The organism is Psychromarinibacter sp. S121 (genome assembly GCF_049801035.1).
Taxonomy (GTDB): Bacteria; Pseudomonadota; Alphaproteobacteria; order Rhodobacterales; family Rhodobacteraceae; genus Psychromarinibacter.
This window is the reverse complement of record NZ_JBNAGE010000002.1, coordinates 705,912-726,325: the sequence shown is the minus strand read 5'-3', so window position 1 is coordinate 726,325 and position 20,414 is coordinate 705,912. Positions and strand designations below refer to the sequence as shown.

Here is a 20,414-nt window from a genome sequence, read left to right as displayed (position 1 = left end):
GGGAGTCGCGCAGCGACGGGGGCAGAGCCCCCTCCGTCCGCCCGCCAAGACTACCGCCTGTAGGGGTTCTTGGCGCCCCGGTCTTCCGACAGAGACTGCTGCGACCGCTCCACCAGCAACTCGATCGCATCCGCCAGATGCACTTCCTGGATATGGTCGTCGCCCCGCGCCACCCGGATGCGGTGCGCCTCGATCATCACGTCGGCGTGGCGGTGGCCCTCGGGGGGCTCGAAGCGATAGCAGGCCAGTTCGATCAGCAGCCCAAGCGGGTCCTTGAAATAGATGGAGTCCATGAAGCCCCGGTCCTTCGGTCCCGAGTGGCCGATTCCCCGCGCCTCAAGCCGTTCGACGGCCTGGCTGAAGCTCGCCTTGCTGACGTTGAAGGCGATGTGGTGAACACAGCCGGTGTCGGTGGGTGTGCGTTGCGGATCGACGGGCCGGTCTTCCTTGGTGAAGATCGTGATCAGCCGCCCGTCGCCGGGATCGAAATACAGGTGCCCCTGCTCGGGATCGTCAAGGTTCGGCTGGTCGAAGATGAACGGCATGCCCAGCACGCCCTCCCAGAAGTCGATCGACGTCTGCCGGTCCGCCCCCATCAGGGTGATGTGATGGACCCCCTGCGTCTGGATCTTCCGGATGTCATCGGCCATGGCGCCCTCCCCTTCGGTTTCGCATCAAAGCTTAGCCCGTCGGGAAGGGTTTGCCACCTAGCGGATCATCGTGTCCGGCAGGAACAGCGAGATCTGCGGGAAGGCAAGCAGGATCGCCACCGCCACCAGCATCGCCAGCCAGAACGGCAGCACGCCGCGGAAGATCCGGCCCAGCGAGACGTTCTGCGCCACCGATTTCACGATGAACACGTTGATCCCCACCGGGGGCGAGATCAGGCCCATCTCCAGCGTCAGAACCACCAGAACGCCGAACCAGATCGGATCGACGCCCAGTTGCGTGACCACCGGGAAGAAGATCGGCAGCGTCAGGACCAGCATCGCGAAGCCCTCGAGGAAACAGCCAAGCACAAGGTAGATCAGCAGGATGATGATCAGCACGCCGGTGACCGGCAGGTTCAGCCCGGTCAGCATGTCTCCCACCGCCTGCGGGATATGGGACAGGGCAAGGAACGGGTTGATCATGTGCGCCGCGATCAGGATCAGCATGACCGTGGCCGTGGTGACGATGGAATCGCGGCTGGCTTTCCACAGTGACGCCAGTGACAGCGACCGCATGGCGAAACCGATCAGGATGACCGCGCCCGCGCCCACGGCAGCCGCCTCGGTGGGCGAGAACAGGCCGCCGTAGATGCCGCCGATGGTCAGCACGATGACGGCGAGGATCGGAACCGCGCCGGCCATCGCCTTCGTCTTTTCCGCCATCGTGGTGCGCGGGCCCGAAGGCCCCATCTCGGGGCGCAGCCAGCAGATGATGGTGATGGCCAGCAGGAACAGCGACAGCAGCAGGATGCCGGGCAGGACGCCGGCAAGAAACAGGCGGCCGATGCTTTGCTCGGTCAGGATCGCGTAGATCACGAAGCCGGTCGACGGCGGGATCAGGATGCCCAGCGTGCCGCCCGCGGCGACGACGCCGGTGGACAGGCGGGTGTCGTAGTTGAAGCGGTCCATCTCGGCCAGCGACACGCGGCCCATGGTCAGCGCCGCGGCGACCGACGAGCCCGACAGCGCGGCAAACCCGCCGCAGCCGATCACGGTGGCCGAGGCAAGGCCGCCGCGAAGCTGGCCGATCACCGCGTAGGCCGCGTCGTACAGCCGGCGGCTCATGCCGGTGACAGAGGCGACGTTGCCCATGAGGATGAATAGCGGGATCACCACCAGCTCGGCGGATGAGCCCAGCGTGAAGGCTTCCGAGGCCAGCAGCGAGGTCGCGGCATTCATGCCGTTCAGCACGGCGATGCCGATGAACCCGACGACGAACATGGCGAAGGCCACGGGAATGCGCAGGGCCAGCAGCACGAACAGGGCGATGATGCCCACAAGGCCGGTCGCGGCGGGGGTCATGCTTCGGGGGTTCCTTCCTTGCGCACGTCCCGACCGGTGAAGGTCAGTTCCACCGCGCGCAGCAGCATGCCCAGCGCGGTGATGACGGCGAAGGCCGACAGGGCGTACTGGAACCACGCCTTCGGCAGCTTGATGAGATTGGTCGAGAGGTTCAGCATCACCGACAGCTTGGCGCTTTCAAGCACGGCCCAGGCGAGCCCGGCGAAGATCACCGCGCCGATCAGCGCCGCCGCCACGTCGAAGACGCGGTTCAGCCAGTTCGGAAAGCGGTGTTCCAGAAGGTCGACAGAGATATGCCCGCCGTTGCGGTCGCACAGCGCCATCGCGCCGAACACAAGGATGACCATCGCCATCGTGGTGACGTCCTGCGAGCCGTATAGCGGCGCCCCGAAGGCGCGGCCGATGACATCGATCAGGATAACGACAAGCTCGGCCAGAAGGCCGAGCGTGCCGAGGATGGCGGACAGGCCGATCAGCCCGTCCGCCAGTTTTCGTATCGCGTGCATTCAGCCGTTACTCGCCCCGCAGCGCCGCAAGCGCGGCGGCACCGTCGACGCCTTCGACATAGCTGTCGACGACACCAGCGACGGCATCCGAGAAGGCCTGCTTCGCATCGTCGGACAGGTCCAGCACCTCGATCGAGTCGTCGGCGCGGGCGGCTTCAAGCGCGGCATCCGCGGCGGCGTACCACGCGTCCTCGGCGCTCTTCGACAGGCCCATGCCGATGGCCTCGTCCAGCGCGGCCTTTTCGGCGTCGCCAAGGCCGTTGTACACGCCCTCGTTCATCACCGTGTAGAACGTCAGGCGGCCCAGCGGTGCGCCGACGGTCAGCGCCTTGGCGACCTCGTTCAGTTTGAAGTCCGACAGGGTCGAGGCGCCGGTGATGACCCCGTCGATCAGGCCGGTCTGCATCGCGTTGTAGACCTCGTTGATCGGCATCTGCACCGGGGTCGCCCCCAGCGCCGAGGCGACGTCGGCGGCGGTCGCGCCGGCCACGCGCACCTTCAGACCGGCAAGGTCGGCGGGCGAGTTGATCAGCTTGTCACGCATGATGAAGATGTTCGGCTCGGACGTCCAAAGCGCCAGCGCCTTGGTGGCCGGGAACTCTCCCGAAAGTTCGCTGTCGAAAGCGGCCCACAGGGCTTCGTAGCCCGGCATCTCTTCGGGGATCGCGCCCGGCAGTTCGGCGATCATCGTCTTCTCGAACTGCGACGAGGTATAGCCCGGCAGTCCCCACGCCATGTCTGCGGCGCCCTGCACCACACGGACATACTGTTCCAGCGGACCCGCGCCCAGTTCGCCGCCGTGATAGCCGCGCACCGTCAGCGCGCCGTCGGTGGCTGCCGAGACATCGGCATTCAGCTTCTCGATGACGCTTGCGTTGATCGTGTGGAACGGCGGCGTGAAGTTGGCGAACTTCAGCTCTTGCGCCGAGGCCGTCCCGGCAAGCCCGACCGCAAGTGCGGCAGCGGCGATCAGTTTGTCGAATTTCATGTCGTTTCCTCCCCTGGTGTCACCAGTGATGTTGACGGGGGCGAACCTAACCTCTGGCCGCCCCCGCGAAAATAGAATTCTTCGTTATTCCGCGGCCTTGGTCCGCCAGCTGTCGGTCGCGTAGCCCTCGCGCGCCTCGCGCGAATAGGGCGTCGGCGACACGCGCACGCGGATCTCGGCCTGCTTGTGCGGCTCGGTCGAGGTCTTGCCGGTGTCGTCCGGCTCGCCCCACTTCATCGTCAGCACGTCGCCTTCCTGAACGCTGTCATCGACCACGCCCAGGGACAGCATGCAGCGTTCGTTGAAGGAATAGCCGTTGAACATGCTCATCCCGACCATCTTGTCGCCCTGCATCACCATGTCGGCGCTGGAGCTGGCGTAGTTCGGCTGCGGGAAGTCGATCCACTTGAACGGCGTGCCGTCCTCGAAGCCGCTGGCGATGACCTTCAGCACGTCCTCCTTGTTCCACTCGAAGGTGACCTTCTTGCGGTTCGGGCCTTCCTTCATCTTGGTCAGGGCGTCCTTGCCGATGAAGTCGTCCTTCTTCCAACCGATGTAGAACCCATAACCCAGTTCGAACGGGTTCACGTAATAGTCGGCGATGTTGTCGCTGACATAGCTGCCCCCAATCGAGCCCACCGCCTCGTAGGCGTCTGCGCCAAGGTAGTCGCGGTATTCCTGCATCATGCCGTCGCCGGTGTAGATGCCCGGCAGCGGGCTGGGGATCCAGCCGGATTCCAGCGTGTTGGTGGAATAGGCGCGGCTGCCGCAGCGGACGAGGTTCACGCCGGCCTTTTCGGCGGATTCAAGGATCACCGACTGGACATAGGCCTTGTCCTTGTACGGCCCCCAGACCTCCAGCCCCGGCGCGCCGGACATGCCGTGACGCAACGCCTGCACGTCTTTCGAGCCGATCTTGATCCAGTCCACGTGAAAGAACTTGATGTCCGGAACCGGCCCGCCGTTCATCACCTCGAAGATCTTCGGCGCGTCGGGGCCCTGGATCTGGAAGCGGTAGTGGGTGCGCAGAACGCGCTCGCCGTCCGGGCGACTGTCAGAGCGCGGGTCGTGGATCAGACGGACCTTCCAGCTGCCGATGGCAGCTTGAAACTTGGTCCAGTTCGCGGTGGGCGCGCGACCGACGAGGATGAACTTGTCCTGCCGCTCGCGGAAAATGATCATGTCGCCGATCACGTGACCCGCCGGGGTGACCGGAACGAAGTGCTTGGCGCGGTTCAGATCGAAATTGCCGAACCCGTTGATCCCCACATGGGCAAGAAACGCCTCGGCGTCCGGACCCTCGACGATCAGTTCGTCCATGTGGTGCGTCTGGTCGAACAGCACGGCGGTTTCGCGCCATGCGCGCTGTTCATCGCGCCAGTTGGTGAACTCGGGGGCGACGACCGGGTAGACATACATCCCGATCTTCGAATTCCGAAGCAAGTCGACCGGGTTGCCGGCCTTGGCAATCGCGTCACTGAGACTGGGCATTCTGAGATCCTCCCTTAGGGTCAATTTTCGGAAACGAGCGCAAGCCCGGGCACGCGCTCGGCGATGTCCGGACCGGCCCGCATGGCGTATTCGAGGTTGATCCGCGCAAGGCGGGCGTGTTCGCGGGCCAGCGCCTCGGCGCGCGAGCCTTCGCGGGCGATGATTGCGTCGAACAGGGCGCGGTGCTGGCGCTGCGCGCGCGGCAGCGAGGCGCGGAAGTCGTGGACGACCTCCTGCCCCTGCAGGAACGCGCTGGGCGACGCGAGCGGCAGGCGTGTGGCGCGTTCCACCTCGCGCTGCACGACGCGACTGCCCGACAGCGCCGCGATCAGGTCGTGAAAGCGGGCGTTGAGCGGGACGTAGGCCTCGAAATCAATCGCGTCCGCCGAAGCGGTGGCGCGGTCCAGCGCGTCCAGCACGACGCGGCACTCCTGCGCAAGCACCGGGTCCGCGCCGCGTTCGGCGGCAAGGCGGGCGGCGGTGCCTTCGACGACGCCGCGCATTTCGATGGCGTCGATGATGTCGTCCATGGTGAAGCTTGCAACACGGCAGCGCCCGGTCTCGGCGCGTTCCAGCAGGCCTTCCTCGACCAGCCGGTCCATCGCCTGCCGCAGCGGCGTCCGCGAGATTCCCAAACGTTCGGCAAGCGCCGTTTCGGCCAGCCGGGCGTTTGCCTCGACTCCGCCGTTCAGGATGAGCGCGCGCAACTCCTGCAGCGCCTTCTCATATTGAGAGACCCTCTCCTCCGTCGGCATGGCTCCTCCCTTTGCCGTTGCCAGGACGGTATTCTGTATACATTTTTCTGTCAAAGAATAACGAAGCGCCAACATGGGGCGGCCAATCACCGCTTGTGTATACAGAACTGATCTGCCCCGCCGGGGCACGGCCGCTTTTTCGCCCCGTATGACTTCGGGTGCAGTTAAGCCAAATTTAACCGAGATTGGTGATTTTCCGGGGCGTTGGGACGCTTAGCGTCAACAGCTGGAGAGACAACCGTGTTGGTAGAATTCAGGCTCTTTCGATGCCGCGAGTGCGGTCATCGGATGCGATTGGGCGGGCACTTGTGCGGCCGGTGCCATGCCCGGAAGGACGTATTGCAATCCCGCGGCGTGATTCTGGCCTCGGGGTCGGCGTTGCTTATCGTCGGCGCGGTCCTTGTCGCGACGCTGTCCACGCCCATCGGGCAAAGCCAACGGCATGCCGGGCAGATCTCCGCTGGCTTTTGACACTAGCGCACCGAAGCGGCTAATAGTTGCAAGTTTCGCAATTCCGAGCCTGCCATGAACCTCAAGGGCCTGCGCCTGTTCCGCTATGTCGTCGCCACCGGGTCGCTGTCAGAGGCCGCCGACCGGCTGAACCTGTCGCCCTCTGCCGCCAGCCGCCTGCTGACACAGCTTGAACGGCAACTGTCGCTGACGCTGTTCTCGCGCTCGCGCCGGAACCTCGAACTGACGGACGAGGGTGCGCTGTTCTATCAGCAGATCTCGAACACGCTGGACGGGATCGACGAAATTCCCGTCATCGCCCGCGACATTCGCACCCGCACCCGCAACTGGCTGTCCGTCGTTACCGCCGCGCCGCTGGCGAATGGGCTTGTCGTCCCCACCATTGCACGGCTGCGGCGCGAGGGGGTGGACCTGCAATGCACGGTTCACGTCGAAAGCCGGTTCGAGATCGAAAGCAAAGTTGCCGCGCGGGGCTACAACATGGGCCTCATCTCGCTGCCGGTCGAGAACGAGATCATTCCGATCGACATCATGCCGGTTCTGCGGTCGCGGCTGTGCGTACTGATGCCCAAGGGACATGCGCTTGAGCGCGCGACCGAAGTCGGGGTCGAGGATCTGGCCGCCAGCCCGCTGGTGTCGCTTGCGGCGGGTCAGCGGTGGCGCGACCGGCTGGAAGACGTGATGGGCACCGCCGGCCTGCGGCCCGAGATCGCGTTCGAAACCGGATCGACCATCGTGACGGTCGAGATGGTGCGGCAGGGTCTTGGACTGACGCTGATCGACCCGATGGTGATGACCCCGGCGACGATGCAGGGCATGGCGCTGCGGCCGCTGGCGGGGGACCACTGGATCACCTACGCCAGCGTCCACGCAAAGGGGCCACGCGCTGAACTGTCCGAGGTCTTTCTTGACGGCATCATGGCCCATGTCGAGGACCGGCGCGCGACCGAACCCGGCCTCGCCGACAGCGTCTATCTGATCTAAACCGCCATCTCCTTGGCGCGGGCGCGCGCAAGGGCCGCCGCATCCCGGGCGATGCGCGCGCTGTCGCCGCAATATCCGGCGGGGTCCAGCCCATCGCGGATCTCTGCCTCGGTCATATGTTGGCGCACCGCGTCGTCCGTCAGCAGAGCGTCCAGCACCGACAGCCCCTCGGCGCGGTGGTCCAATGCGTGATGGATCAGGTCGTGCGCCTCGGCACGCCCGGTTCGCGGCGCGAGCATCATCATCAGCCGCTCGGTGGCGATGGCGCCGCCGCTGGCGTGCAGGTTCCGTTCCATCCGCGAAGTGTCCACCGCGATCCGGCGCAGCAGGGCATCGAAGCTCCCCGCCAGTCTCCACGCCAGAGGCACGGCGCGGTCCAGCACGATGTTCACCAACTGGTTGCGCACCGCGTCCCCTTCGTGGCTGGACGCGCCGGTTTCCAGCGCCGATCCGGCCAGCCCGCGCAGTTCCGCTGCCTCGGCCAGCACGCGCACGACGTACTTGGGGTTGACCTTGTGCGGCATGGTCGACGACCCGACGGTTCCGGCGTCCAGCGTCTCGGACACTTCGGCAATCTCCTCGGTCATCAGAAGGTAAAGCTCGGACGCGATCCGCTCGATGGTCATCGCCAGCAATGACAGTTGCAGCACGTAATCGGCGAACAGGTCATTGATCGCGCGCCCCGGCACCAACAATTCGCCCAGCCCGAACCGCGCGGCAAGCCGTGCGTTCAGCTCCTGCCCGCCGGCACCATAGGCGTGCATCGCGCCCACCGCGCCGCCGAAGGGCAGCACGAACAGGCGACGGCCACCGTGGTCAAGCCGGTCGACGGCGCGTGTCATCTCTTCGATCCAGCCCGCCACCTTGAAGCCATAGGTGATCGGCAGGGCATGCTGGCGGTTGGTACGCCCAGCCATCAACGTCTCGGCATGCGCCGCCGCCGTATCGGCCAGTTGCTCCAGCACCGCCCGCAGCGCCTTGCGGATTGCCCGGTCCGCCTCGCGCACCAGCAGGATGCGCCCGGTCTGGATGACGTTTTGCGTCGTCGCGCCCCAATGGACCCAAGCCCCGGCGTCACCGGCGGCGCGGCCAAGAAGCCGGGTCAGCGACAGGATCGGCGCGTGGGTGACGCGGATGTCGGCCTGCAGCGCCTCGATCCCGATGGTGTCGAGACGCGCGGCGGCGCGGATGCCCTCGGCGGCCCAGTCGGGGATCATGCCCATGTCAGCCTGCACCTCGGCCAAGGCCGCTTCGACGTCCAGCCACGACTGCCAAAGCGTTTCCCGCGCGAACAGGGTGTCCGGCGTCAGGTTCGGGGTTCCAAGCTTCATCGGGCATCCTCGGTGACCGGCGCCCCGTCTCCGAAGCGCGGCGCGGCGGCCAGCAGGCGCGCGGTGTAGTCGTTGGTGGGGTTCGACAGGACGTCCGCCGCGGTGCCTTCCTCGACGATCCGGCCCTGGTACATGACCGCGACCCGGTCGGCGGTTTCGTGAACCACCGCCATGTCATGCGTGATCAGCAAGGTCGTCAGACCCATCTCGCGGCGCAGGTCTTCCAGCAGCTTCAGGATCTGCGCCTGCACCGACACGTCCAGCGCCGAGGTCGGCTCGTCGCAGATCAACGCCTCGGGCCGGGTGACCAATGCGCGGGCGATGGCGACGCGCTGGCGTTGGCCGCCGGACAGTTGCGAGGGATAGGCATGCAGCAGGCGTGCGGGCAGGCGCACGTGCTCCATCGCCTCCTTCACCGCGGCAAGGCGCGATGCGCTGTCGCCCTCGCGCCGAAGCACCAGCGGCCGCGCGATGATCTCGGACAGACGGCGACGCGGGTTGAGCGAGGTGTAGGGATCCTGAAACACCGGTTGCACGAACCGCGCCCGTTCCGTCGCGGGCAGCTCTGCCAGCGGGCGGCCCAGCATGGACACCTCGCCCGAGCTCGGCTGGTCCAGCCCGAGAAGGATGCGCGCCAGCGTCGACTTGCCTGACCCGCTTTCGCCGATCAGCGCCAGCGTCTCGCCGCGCTTCACCGACAGGCTGACGCCGTCCAGCGCCCGGATCTCGCGCCGGGGCCCGAACAGGCCCTTGCGCGACGTGAACAGGCGGGTGATGTCGCGGGCGGCGATCACCTCGTCGTCCGTCTTACGCACCGGGGCGACATGTGCCGGTTCGCCGTCCAGCCGCGGGATCGAGTCCAGCAGCATTCGCGTATAGTCGTGCTGCGGCGCGAACATGACCTGTTTCGCGGGCCCCTGCTCGACCAGTTCGCCGGCGTACATCACGGCGACCTTGTCGGTCCGCTCGGCCACGACGGCCAGATCGTGCGAGATCAGGATCAGACCCATCTGCCGTTCGCGCCGCAGGTCGTCCAGCAGGTCGAGGATCTGCGCCTGAACCGTCACGTCCAGCGCCGTCGTCGGCTCGTCCGCGATCAGCAGGTCCGGGTCCAGCATCAGCGTCATCGCGATCATCACGCGCTGGCGCTGGCCGCCGGACATCTGGTGCGGGAACTGGCCCATCCGGCCCTCGGGGTCCGGGATGCCGACACGGTCCAGCAGATCGACCGCCTTCTTTCGTGCCGCCGACGCGGACAACAGGCCGCGCGCAATGGCCGCTTCGGTCATCTGGCGACCGATCGTGTAGACGGGGTTCAGCGAGGTCATCGGTTCCTGGAAGATCATGCCGATGCGTGGCCCGGCGATGGTCGCCGCGAAGGTCCGGTCGTCGAGATCCGGAAGGTCCTGACCGTCGAAGGCCAGCCGCGCCGCCTTCAGCCGGGCGCTGCGTGGCAGAAGCCGCATCAGCGCCAGCGCGGTCATCGACTTGCCAGAGCCGCTTTCGCCAACGATCCCCAGCGCCTCGCCCCGGTCCAGCGTCAGCGAGACGTCCTTGACCGCGTGCAGCATGCCGCCGGGCAGCGCCAGCGAGATATCGAGGTTTCGTATGTCCAGAACTCGGGTCATTCGTTGCGGCCCTCCGGCGAGGTGATGTCGCGCAGGCCGTCGCCCATCAGGTTTGCGCCGATGACCAGCAGGAACAGGCAGATGCCCGGCAGGATGACCAGCCACGGACGATAGAACATCGCCTGTTTGCCCTCGGCGATCATCAGACCCCACGACGGCGTGGGCGGCTGTATGCCTACGCCGAGGAAGCTCAGCGAGCTTTCGGCGAGGATCGCGATGCCCAGCTCGAAGGTGAAGATGACGATGATCGCGCTTAGCAGGTTGGGCATGATCTCGTGCCAGATGATCTGGCGCGGGCTGGCGCCCGACGCGGCGGCGGCGGCGACGAAATCCTGACTGCGGATGCGTTGCGTCGCGGCGCGGGTGACGACCAGGTAATAGGTCCAGTGCAACACGCCGACGATGCCGATCACGACCCAGATCGACGGCCCGATGATGAACACCAGCGCCATCGCCAGCAGCAGCCCCGGCAGCGCCAGTTGCGCGGTCAGAAGGAAGCTGATGGCATGGTCCGCCCAGCCGCCGAAATACCCGGCGATGACCCCCAGAGTCACGCCGATCAACAGACCGACGGTGGCCGCGCCAAGGCCGATGGTGATGGACACGCGGGTTCCGTAGATCAGCCGGCTAAGATAGTCGCGGCCGTTCTGGTCGGTGCCCAGCAAGTAGTCCCAGTTGCCGCCCTCGACCCAGACCGGGGGCAGCATGCGGGCCGACAGCGACTGTGCGAAGGGATCGTGCGGCGCGATCAGTGGCGCTAAGATCGCGATCACGACGATTATCAGGATCAGCCCTGCGCCAATCAGAAAACCGGTGTGGCCGAACAGCCGCTGGCGGAAGATCTGGCCCGGAGTCAGCGCGGTCTCTGCACCGTCTTCAGCGGGCGTCACGGGAATGGAAAAGTCTGTACTGGTCATCCGATCCGGATCCTCGGGTCCAGCGCCGCATTCAGGATGTCGGCGAGAAGGTTCATGGCGACGAAGACGATGGCGAAGACGAAGATCAGCATCTGCACGGTCGGAATGTCCGCGCCGAGGATCGATTCAAGCGCCAGCCGTCCCAGCCCGTTGATGGCGAAGATCGACTCGGTGATGACCGAGCCGCCGAATTTCTGGCCCAGTTGCACCGCGAGGACCGAAATCACCGGCAGCAGCGCGTTGCGCATCGCGTGGCGGCGCAGAAGCTGCCAGCCGCGGAAGCCCTTGGACCGGGCGGTGCGGACATAGTCTGCGCCCATCACCTCGATCAGGCCGGTCCGGGTCAGGCGCATCACCGCCGGGACCGAGGACGCGCCCAGCACGAAAGCCGGAAGGACGAAGTGCATCCACGTGTCGTCACCCGAAACCGGGAAGATCGGAACCATCACCGCGAACAGGATGATCATAATCAGGCCCAACCAGAAGTTTGGCACCGCCTGCGCCGACACGGCGACGCCCAGCGCGAAACGGTCGATCCAGCTGTTGGGGTTCAGCGCGGCCAGCGCGCCCAGCGGGATGGCGATCAGGATGGTGAGGGCCAGCGCCGACAGCGCCAGCGTGATCGTTTCGTCCGCGCGGTCGGCCACCAGTTCGGCGACCGGCTTGTGCCAGTAATAGCTTTCGCCGAAGTCGCCCTGCAGCACGCCGCCGAGCCAGTCGAAGTAGCGGACGGACAGTGGCCGGTCGAGCCCATAGCGGGCGCGGATCGCTTCGACCACGTCGGGGGTCGCGTCCTCTCCGGCGATGGCCTGAGCGGGGTCGGCCGCAACGTTCAGCAGCAGGAACGCGGCCAGCGAGACGGTGAAAGCGACAAGAAGCGCGAGAAGGCCGCGCAGGGCGATGTAACGCAACATGAGACAAGGGTCCTTTCAGGCGCAGGGGCCGACACTATCGGCCCCTGCGTGGGACGTGTCACTTCCAGCTGGAATTCTGCAGACGGGGCAGCCCGTCCGGATCCAGCGGGAAGTCGAGGTCGGGCGAAACGAGGTAGTTCGCCGAGTACGAGAACAGCGGGGCCCAGAGGGCCTCGTCCGCGATCTTGCCAATGGCGTCGGAATAGATCGACTTGCGCTCTTCCTGATCGCTGGTCTGCTCTGCCGACAGCACAAGGTCGGCCAGATCCGTGTCGCCCGACATGTCGCGATCGGATTCGCCCGAGAAATGGATCCGCGCGATGGCGGCGGTGTCGGCGGTGCCGCCCGAGCCCCACGTGCCGAAGTAGGCCGGGATCTCGCGCGCGGCGCGGGCCTGGTTCAGGCTTTCAAGCTTCACGTAGCGCAGGGTGACGTCGATGCCGACTTTCGTCAGGTCAGACGCGATAGCCTCTGCCGCGGCCTTGTCGCGGTAGGCCCACAGTTCCAGCGGGAAGCCATCGGGATAGCCGGCTTCGGCCAGCAGCGCCTTCGCCTTCTCGGGATCGTAGGGATAGGCCACCGCGTCCTGATCGCAACCGAACTGCGCCGGGTGGCACGCGGTGTGGATCGCCTCGGCCGACCCGCCGATCAGGAACTCGGCCATCTCTTCGGTGTTCAGCGCGTGGTTGATGGCGCGGCGCACCAGCACGTTGGTCAGCGGGCCATCCGGATCGGTGTAGCCGCCCGCGTCCAGAACAAGGAAGCCGACCCGCAGGTCCGGACCGCTGAGATGCGACGCCATCGGCGTTGCGCCAAGGCTTTCCGCCAGATCGAGCGGCACCTTGAACATCCAGTCGATGCCGCCGGACATCAGCTCTGCCTGCTGGGTGCCGACATCGGGAATGTTGCGCACCACGATATTGCCGATGGCCGGCGCCTCGCCGAAGTAGTCGTCGAACCGCTCCAGCACCAGCTCGGTGCCCGGCTCGAAGCTGACGACGCGATAGGGACCGGTGCCGATCAGATCGCTGGACATCGCGTCACGGTCGATTTCGCCGCCTTCGTTATAGGTGCCGTCCTTGCGGATCATGATCCGGTTGGCCATGTCGCGGATCACCAGCGGATAAACCGACTTCAGGTGGAACCGCACCGTGTTCGGACCCGTGACCTCGGCGTTGTCCAGCCAGCGCTCGACGACGCCCGTGGCGTTCGACTCGCTCTCGGGATTGGCGATCCAGTTGTAGGTATAGGCGACGTCCTCGGGGGTCAGCGCGCTGCCGTCGTGGAATTTGACGTCGTCCCGCAGCGTGACATCCAGCGTCGTGTCGTCGATCCACTCGTACCCGGTCGCAATCGAGGGGTTCACCTCCTGCGTCTCGGGATCGATGTTGAACAGCGTCGCATCGGTCAGTTGCGCAAGGATGATGTACTCGCGCTTGGTGGTGTAGTTGTAATCGAGGTTCAGGATCTCTTCGGCCATCGCGGCCCGAAGCGTGTCGTCTTCGGGGCTGGCGTGGGCCGGGGCGAAGGACGTGGCGAGCGCAAGGGCACTCGCGGCGCAGACACTGCGCCAACGTGACATTCTCATGGTTTCCTCCCTTTCGGTACCGCCGACACTAGCGCCGCCAGCTAGATGCTAAAATTGCAAAGATACGACCTTCACTTGCAAATATTGCATCCTTTGCGCGGAACACACCGATCCTCCGCGCGCCACCGCGGCGAACGCAAATGTCACCGCGCGACGCCGAAGCGTCGTCGCCGTATCTGATACTGATGACTGAAGGGGTGGTGGTAGCGGAGGAGGCTAACCAACTCGCGTTCCTATCGTTTGATAGGGTTCCATTCACGCCTTTGTTATCAGCGCCTTGCCTTCACCTCTTTTCACGCCGTGTCACACAGCCCCCTAGAGATACCATGATATTCATGGTAGGTTTCATGGTAGTCGCACATGAGGGCCACCATGCCGAAGGGCAAGCTGACCGTATCGAAGATCAACAGCCTGTCCTCTCCAGGACGATATGCAGATGGGAACTGCTTGTTCCTGGTCGTGGCCCCGTCTGGCGCGAAGCAATGGGTGGCCCGCCTTACCATTCACGGGAAGCAGACGGACCTCGGGCTGGGCGGCTGTTCCTATACCCGCCTCGATGAGGCGCGCGAGGAGTGCGCCAAGCTTCGGAAGGTCGCGCGCAATGGCGGAGACCCCCGGTTAGAGCGCCGCAAACAGGTCCTGACGTTCGAGCAGGCCGCCCGGCGAGTTCACGAAGGACTCTTGCCAACGTGGCGGAGTGCCGGTCACGGCCAGAGATGGCTGGCGTCGCTGGAACAATACGCATTCCCGCTCATAGGCGAACGGCCAATGGATACCATCGGATCTTCGGACGTGCTGTCTGTTCTATCGCCGATATGGACCGAGAAGAATGACACCGCCAAGCGCATCAAACAGCGGATCTCGTCAGTGTTCGACTGGGCCAAAGGTGCCGGGCACTACGCCGCCGAGAATCCCGTGAACGGGCTGACGAAGGCTCTGCCCACTGTGCGCGCCGTCCCTGAACATATGGCCGCGCTGCCATGGCGCGATGTCCCCAAGTTCATGGAGGGACTTGAAAAGCGCGAGGCCGTGTCGGCGCGGGCGCTCGGCTTCCTGATCCTGACCGCGACGCGCTCAAGGGAACTTCGGGGAATCCGCTGGTCTGAGATTGATGGCGATACTTGGACCATACCGGCAGACCGCATGAAGACCGGCAAGGAACATAGGGTTCCTCTCAGCCCGGAAGCACTGGCTATCCTCGAAAGTGTCCGTGGGATTGGCAATGACCTTGTATTTCCGTCGTCGGCACCGAGGCGCGGGAAGCCTAGACGGGAGAAAGAACGCACCATGTCCGACACCGTATTCAAGGCGCTGATGGATCGCATGGGCTGGACGGACCTCACGGCGCATGGTTTTCGCTCAACCTTCCGGGATTGGTGCGGTGAATTCGCGAGGGCCGACCGCGAAGTTGCCGAAGCGGCGCTGGCGCACACAGTCGGCAGCAAGGTTGAACGTGCCTACGCGCGCTCGGATCTGTTTGAACGCAGGCGGCAGTTGATGACTTCGTGGGGGCGGTACTGCGTCGGTGCGACCGGCGACGTGGTGGAGATGGTACGCGCATGAGAGACGACGCCGGGAAGAAGGTTAAGGTCGGCTCTGGCATAACCAAACGCGAGCGAACGCCATACATCGGTGATGATCCATATCGCGAAAAGGCAATCAGTGGAGCCCTGCTTCCCAGCGGGATGCGAGTATCACCGGCGGAGCCGCTGGAGGACTTCGAAGGCAGGGTTAGCGCGTACTGCCGCGATACATTCGCCGAAGCGGACCTGCCCGACCCCTTTAGCTTCATACACCCCGGCGGGAAATTCAGGCCAATGGATTATGACGAAGTCCTACCCAAGGGCGACGCATATCTTAAGAGCCGCATGGATATGGGTTACTTCCTGACTGCCCATCTTTTCTGCCCGGCGGAGGATCACTCGGCACTATGGTACGCCGCGCGGCTGGCGGCGGAACTTACACGGCTTCATGTGCTTTTGGCGAAGCTGGACGCGGGCCTGAAAGACAAAGCTCAAGGTGCCCTGGAAGCTGCGGCTGTCGGGTTGGAACTTGGGCGACTAGACGGCGAGCGGCGGCTGAAGTTCGAGCATGAGAGTGACGCCTTGCGGGGAAAGAAGGACCTGCGTGACCGGCGCAGCGGGGCGGCGGCGACGAACTCTGCCAAGCGCGGCGACACCCAAAAGACGTTGGCTGCAATGAAGAAAATAATGCCAAGCGTCGGGAACAACGTTAGCCGCGCGGCGAAATCCGCGCTTCGCCAGGGGTTCGGCACGTCGGTCGCCGGCAACAGGGGTATTTGGTATCGCAGCGCGAGATAGTTGTTACATCGCTAGTGATGTAACGCCGCCCCGTGGGCAACCTCCTGACACCACATCAACCGATGGAGCGTGTCAGGCATGACCAAGAAAGACCTTACCCCCGACAACTGGCCGGACAACATGCGTCCGGCGCTCGCGGCAAGCTATCTCGGCCTGTCGAATTCCAAACTCGCGAAGCTTCGCATGGAGCTGAACCGGCCCGCCGGACCACCGTTCGTCAAGGTCGCGGGCTGCATCGTTTATCGCCGCGCTGACCTCGACACTTGGCTGGAAAGCCATCTGGTTGAAGCCGCGTAAGAAAAACCCCCACCAACCCGATCGGGCGGCAGGGGTGTTATTCGTAACGGTGTGCCAACCTCAGAATAGCGAAGCAGCCCGGTCCGTTCAAGAAGGAACGACCGACAATGCAAATCAATCTCAAGTACACACCGGCCACAGGGTCCGCAGTGACGGCAGATCGCCAGACGCGGCGCGTTCGCTGGCAAACCGGACTGCCGGATCATCTCGCCCGCGAGATCGCTGGCTTCGCTTATGGGGTGCGCAAATGACCAAGAAACAGGACAACATCAACCGGGTCAGCAAAATGCTGGCCCACGCCCTCACCCTCGGCACCGAAGAGGCCTGTTGGCAACTCGCAGCAGTGGCACACGTCCGCTTGAAGCCCGCCGACCGCGCCAGGGCCATATGTAGCTTCTACTGGAGCCTCGACGCAGATCAGCGCGGCTTCTTCCTCGACACCGTAGCCAAACAGGGCGCGGGGCAGCCGATGCCCCCGCTTCTGAGCGCCATGGATCAAGCGGCGTTCTGGACGGACGGCGCAAGCGAGGATGAAAAGAAGGCCTACTGCCTCGCGACCTATAACGCGATGTCCGAGGAAAACCGGTGCGCGTTCCGCTCCTATGTCTGGGAGGGGATCGCCGCATGAACCAGTTCGCAGCAATGGACGGGCAGTACCATAAACACCTGAAGGAAATCGGGGCCACGTCTGACGTGGTTCCCATCCACTCGGCAGCAGGTTGGCCTGAGCCGGATATGTCGGTCATCTGCCCGGATCGCCCGGACGCACCCGAAATGACAGAGGATAAATTCAACGAGGTCTTCGGAGACTGGGCAACCTGGATCAGGAATGCCAGCGAGGCGAAAGGCGCGCATCCCGACTATGTGGCGGTATCCCTGCTGGTGACAGCCAGCGCCGCCATTGGCAACGCGCGCTGGGCTGTGCCGTGGGATGGGTGGAAAGAGCCGCCCGTTCTTTGGGGGGCATTGGTCGGCAATCCGTCCGCCGGGAAAAGCCCTGCCCTCGATGCCATTCTTGACCCGGTCCGCACCATCGAGCGTGAACTCACAGAGACTTACAAGACCGAGCTTGCCGAGTGGAACGACCGCAACGAGATGGCCGGGATGATCGAAGGAGAGTGGAAGAAGCGCACTAAGGAGGCAATCGCGGAAGGCGGCACACCTCCAGAAAAGCCTTGCGACGCAGATCCGGGTGCGCGCCCGGTGCGTGACCGCGTACAGATCTCGGACGCGACGACTGAGAAGGTTGCGGACCTTCTGTCGTCGACCTGGCGCGGCCTGCTTCTCTGCCGAGACGAACTGTCCGGATGGATCGGCAGCATGGATCGCTACAACGGCGGCGGTGATCGGCCCTTCTGGCTCGAAGCTTACGGCGGGCGTGCCTACAGCATCGATCGCAAGTCCAGCCCCGAGCCGATCACGGTGGAGCACCTGACGGTTGCGGTCATCGGGGGCACCCAGCCGGACAAGCTGGACACGCTGCTGGTTCGGACCGACGACGACGGGCTCTTGGCGCGGTTCCTGACGGTCTATCCGAAGCCTGTGCCTCCGAAGCGCCCGACGGAAAACCTGGACGAGGAAACGCCGACAGCTGCGCTGAAACGGCTGCGCAGCCTTGCACCTGCGGTCGATGAGAGCGGGCACAAGCGCCCCTACTTCATCCACCTGACCGAGGAAGGCCGGGCGATGCTTCAGGCATTCCGCTTGCAGTGTCAGGAGTGGGAGACTGAGGCCAACGGATTGCTTCGGGGGCACATCGGCAAGATGCCCGGGCTGGTGGTGCGTGTTGCCAGCGTCCTCGCCCATCTGGACTGGGCATTCGCGGCAAATCGGCCTCGCGTCAGCAACATTGAGCAGGAGCACATAGCCCGCGCCCGTCACTACGTCGGTGAGCACCTCCGAGGCCATGCCTACCGTGCCTACGGCGCAGCGGCGCTGCCCACTGAGCAGAAGAACGCGCGTAAGCTCGCAGAGGTCATCGTCCGGGAGAAGCTCAAGATAGTGCGACGCCGAGACATACAACGGAGGCACCTGGCGGGGCTTCAGACCGCTGACGAACTCAGGCGGGCCATGGATGTGCTTGTGGATGCCGACTGGCTGGCACCGCGCGACAGCAAGACGGGTGGGCGCAGCAGGGCCGAGTACACGGTGAATCCCCGGTTGGAGGACGTGAAATGAACCTCCGGCTGACCAACGACGAAAAAAGAAACGCCAAGGTGACACGGCGACAGAAGGCGACAGAAGCCCCGAAACGAGGCGTGAAGCTGGCTTTTGTCTACTTTTGTCCACGTGTCAGGTGAAGCGATTAGAAAAAACATCGGCCCGTCTCGACGGGTCCCAACAACACCAAGAAACCAACGAGGCAGCGTAATGGACCAGGAACAGTTGAAGCTTCTGCTGGAAGCAGAACGCCGGGGCATCCTCCCCCCCGAGAAAAGGGCAGCACTAGATGAGGCGCGGAGGCGCGGGCTTGTTCCTGCCGGGAACGGCACTCCGGCGAAGGCCCTCCCCCCATCTGAAGGGCAAATGCCGGAGCGGATGGCTGGACCGACCGATGATCCGACACTAAACGCGCTGATCGCGTTGCGGGCGGAGGAAGGTAAGCGGGTCGAATTATCGCCTGCCGCCGTCGCTCTTTTGGAGGAACTCACCGCTGAGAAACCGGGAAGCGGCACTACCGGAGCCGAGCAATTCGGCAGTGGTCTCAACGAGGGGTTGGCTTCATTTGCAGGCATGCCTGTCGACTTGGTGACCTCCGGCATTAACAAGGGCGTTGCGGGGCTGAACAACGTGACGGGTTGGGATATACCTCAAATCGAAAACCCGGTAGGCGGCAGCCAATCCATAGGCGAACTGCTCTCCCCCTTCACCACAGAAGAGGAGCCTACAGGATCGGGGCAGCGATACGCACGTCGAATCGGCCAGGAAATCGGCTTCGGTGCACCGGCGGCACTGACAATGGCATCTCTCCCCGGAGTCGGTGCAATGGCTCGGGGAAGCTTCCCCGGATACATGGCCGCATCAACGGCCAGCGATGTTGGCGCAGGCGCGGCGGGACAGACTGCCGCCGAACTATTCCCTGACAGCCCGATGGCAGATTACCTCGCCACACTTGCCGGGGGCGTGGGAACGGCTGCAGGTCTCAACCTTGCAACGCGTCGCAAGCCCCCGGTTCCAACACTCGACGAGCTGAAGGCGACCGTAGATGCGAAGTACCTGCCAATTGAGCAATCGGGCGCGAAGCTGACGCCGGAAGCATGGCAGCGTATCAACAAGGAGCTCACCGACTATCTAACGGAAAAGGGCATCGACCCAAACAAGAACATCGATGTGGATACGTTCGGCCCTGTCATTCGAGAAGCGACACGCGGCACGGAGCTTTCCGGCGGCGGGATCTGGGACATCGAGAAGTGGCGTAGGCTTATTCAGGAGAACGTCGCCAATAATCCTAAGCTGCAGAAGCATGGCAATGCGCTCAAGGGTCGAATTGATCGGTTCCTCTCGGGGCTATCGGAGCGCGATCTGATCGGCGGTGATCCGACCCTTCTCGACAATCTGTCGGACGCCCGCAGGTTGGCGCACCAGAAGGCAAAAGCGGAAACAATCCTGGATGCGGCCAATCGCGGGAACACCCGCGCAGCAACGTCCGGAACAGGTGGCAATCAGGTCAACTCGGTTCGGCAAAACGTGCGCCCGATCTTTGACCGAGAAACCTCTCTGCGCCCCGGCAAGCGGTCTGGCTTCACGCCCGACGAACTCGCTGCGATGGAAAAGGTTGTGAAGGGAACGCCAGTCTCAAACACCCTGCGCAACATCGGCAAGCTATCTCCGACAAGCTCGACCATGGGCGCATTGCTGACAGGAGGCGGCGTGATGGGGGGCGTTTTCTCCCCCGGGGCAGGCAACCTATACGCGGTGCCAGCGGCCATGGGCATGGCCGGGTTGGCTGCGAAACCATTCGCGGAAAGGGCGGCAGGGGGCCACGTCAGACAGTTGGTGGACATACTGCTAAACGGGGGCGGCAAGCCGGAGATGAGATCGGCAGAAGGTACACTCGCAGCCATCGCAGCCGAGTTGATGAAAGCATCTACCGGTCGCGGCGAGTTGACCGGCCCATGAGCCGCTCAAGCTCCTTGTCTCGGTACGGCGGGTCACCCATGGCGATCACTAGCAGCACCAGTGCGACGATACCGGCGGGTACGGCGAACACA

General features: G+C 64.4%; 19 protein-coding genes. 8 read left to right on the top strand and 11 right to left on the bottom strand.

Annotated elements, in window-relative coordinates:
- Positions 1-50 precede the first annotated feature (50 nt).
- From ACP156_RS11910 to ACP156_RS11885, 6 genes are all read right to left on the bottom strand, one after another.
- The gene (locus tag ACP156_RS11910; protein WP_425051904.1) at positions 51-638 is read right to left on the bottom strand and encodes a VOC family protein; all 588 of its coding nucleotides are present in this window, start codon (positions 636-638) and stop codon (positions 51-53) included.
- 69 nt (positions 639-707) lie between these two features.
- Complete coding sequence (locus ACP156_RS11905; RefSeq protein ID WP_425051546.1) at positions 708-2,012, bottom strand: TRAP transporter large permease; 1,305 nt, start codon at positions 2,010-2,012, stop codon at positions 708-710.
- Entirely contained in the window at positions 2,009-2,518 is a 510-nt protein-coding gene (locus ACP156_RS11900) for a TRAP transporter small permease (RefSeq protein ID WP_425051545.1), read from the bottom strand. The genes ACP156_RS11905 and ACP156_RS11900 overlap by 4 nt, the downstream gene beginning before the upstream one ends.
- A 7-nt stretch (positions 2,519-2,525) precedes the next feature.
- Positions 2,526-3,506: a TRAP transporter substrate-binding protein gene (locus tag ACP156_RS11895; RefSeq protein ID WP_425051544.1), complete on the bottom strand. Its 981-nt coding sequence runs from the start codon at positions 3,504-3,506 to the stop codon at positions 2,526-2,528.
- Positions 3,507-3,590: 84 nt separating this feature from the next.
- Positions 3,591-4,997, bottom strand: a complete 1,407-nt coding sequence (ligM, locus tag ACP156_RS11890) for a vanillate/3-O-methylgallate O-demethylase (protein ID WP_425051543.1) — start codon at positions 4,995-4,997, stop codon at positions 3,591-3,593.
- A 20-nt stretch (positions 4,998-5,017) separates the two neighbouring features.
- Positions 5,018-5,752, bottom strand: coding sequence for a GntR family transcriptional regulator (locus ACP156_RS11885; RefSeq protein WP_425051542.1), 735 nt, complete (start codon positions 5,750-5,752; stop codon positions 5,018-5,020).
- A 525-nt stretch (positions 5,753-6,277) separates the two neighbouring features.
- Between ACP156_RS11885 and ACP156_RS11880 the strand changes: the two genes are divergently transcribed.
- Positions 6,278-7,207 carry a LysR family transcriptional regulator gene (locus ACP156_RS11880; RefSeq protein WP_425051541.1) on the top strand — a complete coding sequence of 310 codons (930 nt, stop codon included), beginning with the start codon at positions 6,278-6,280 and terminating at the stop codon, positions 7,205-7,207.
- Here ACP156_RS11880 and ACP156_RS11875 read toward each other — a convergent pair.
- The 5 genes from ACP156_RS11875 to ACP156_RS11855 are packed head-to-tail and all read right to left on the bottom strand — an operon-like array spanning position 7,204 to position 13,585.
- Positions 7,204-8,538: a lyase family protein gene (locus ACP156_RS11875; protein ID WP_425051540.1), complete on the bottom strand. Its 1,335-nt coding sequence runs from the start codon at positions 8,536-8,538 to the stop codon at positions 7,204-7,206. The two genes, ACP156_RS11880 and ACP156_RS11875, sit on opposite strands and share 4 nt — an antisense overlap.
- On the bottom strand, positions 8,535-10,166 hold the full coding sequence (locus ACP156_RS11870) for an ABC transporter ATP-binding protein (RefSeq protein WP_425051539.1): 1,632 nt from the start codon (positions 10,164-10,166) through the stop codon (positions 8,535-8,537). Before ACP156_RS11870 ends, ACP156_RS11875 begins: the two co-directional genes overlap by 4 nt.
- The gene (locus ACP156_RS11865) at positions 10,163-11,083 is read right to left on the bottom strand and encodes an ABC transporter permease (RefSeq protein ID WP_425051537.1); all 921 of its coding nucleotides are present in this window, start codon (positions 11,081-11,083) and stop codon (positions 10,163-10,165) included. Before ACP156_RS11865 ends, ACP156_RS11870 begins: the two co-directional genes overlap by 4 nt.
- The gene (locus ACP156_RS11860) at positions 11,080-11,997 is read right to left on the bottom strand and encodes an ABC transporter permease (protein ID WP_425051536.1); all 918 of its coding nucleotides are present in this window, start codon (positions 11,995-11,997) and stop codon (positions 11,080-11,082) included. Before ACP156_RS11860 ends, ACP156_RS11865 begins: the two co-directional genes overlap by 4 nt.
- 58 nt (positions 11,998-12,055) lie before the next feature.
- Positions 12,056-13,585: an ABC transporter substrate-binding protein gene (locus ACP156_RS11855; protein WP_425051535.1), complete on the bottom strand. Its 1,530-nt coding sequence runs from the start codon at positions 13,583-13,585 to the stop codon at positions 12,056-12,058.
- 372 nt (positions 13,586-13,957) lie between these two features.
- Here ACP156_RS11855 and ACP156_RS11850 point away from each other — a divergent pair, with 372 nt between their 5' ends.
- The 7 genes from ACP156_RS11850 to ACP156_RS11820 all read left to right on the top strand — a co-directional run bounded on the left by ACP156_RS11850 (position 13,958) and on the right by ACP156_RS11820 (position 20,322).
- Positions 13,958-15,148 carry a tyrosine-type recombinase/integrase gene (locus ACP156_RS11850; RefSeq protein ID WP_425051534.1) on the top strand — a complete coding sequence of 397 codons (1,191 nt, stop codon included), beginning with the start codon at positions 13,958-13,960 and terminating at the stop codon, positions 15,146-15,148.
- Complete coding sequence (locus tag ACP156_RS11845) at positions 15,145-15,906, top strand: hypothetical protein (RefSeq protein WP_425051533.1); 762 nt, start codon at positions 15,145-15,147, stop codon at positions 15,904-15,906. Before ACP156_RS11850 ends, ACP156_RS11845 begins: the two co-directional genes overlap by 4 nt.
- A gap of 78 nt (positions 15,907-15,984) precedes the next feature.
- Positions 15,985-16,203, top strand: a complete 219-nt coding sequence (locus ACP156_RS11840) for a hypothetical protein (RefSeq protein ID WP_425051532.1) — start codon at positions 15,985-15,987, stop codon at positions 16,201-16,203.
- 107 nt (positions 16,204-16,310) lie between these two features.
- The gene (locus tag ACP156_RS11835; RefSeq protein WP_425051531.1) at positions 16,311-16,454 is read left to right on the top strand and encodes a hypothetical protein; all 144 of its coding nucleotides are present in this window, start codon (positions 16,311-16,313) and stop codon (positions 16,452-16,454) included.
- Complete coding sequence (locus ACP156_RS11830) at positions 16,451-16,831, top strand: hypothetical protein (protein ID WP_425051530.1); 381 nt, start codon at positions 16,451-16,453, stop codon at positions 16,829-16,831. Before ACP156_RS11835 ends, ACP156_RS11830 begins: the two co-directional genes overlap by 4 nt.
- Positions 16,828-18,381, top strand: a complete 1,554-nt coding sequence (locus ACP156_RS11825) for a DUF3987 domain-containing protein (protein WP_425051529.1) — start codon at positions 16,828-16,830, stop codon at positions 18,379-18,381. Before ACP156_RS11830 ends, ACP156_RS11825 begins: the two co-directional genes overlap by 4 nt.
- 192 nt (positions 18,382-18,573) lie before the next feature.
- On the top strand, positions 18,574-20,322 hold the full coding sequence (locus ACP156_RS11820) for a hypothetical protein (RefSeq protein WP_425051528.1): 1,749 nt from the start codon (positions 18,574-18,576) through the stop codon (positions 20,320-20,322).
- Positions 20,323-20,414 lie beyond the last annotated feature (92 nt).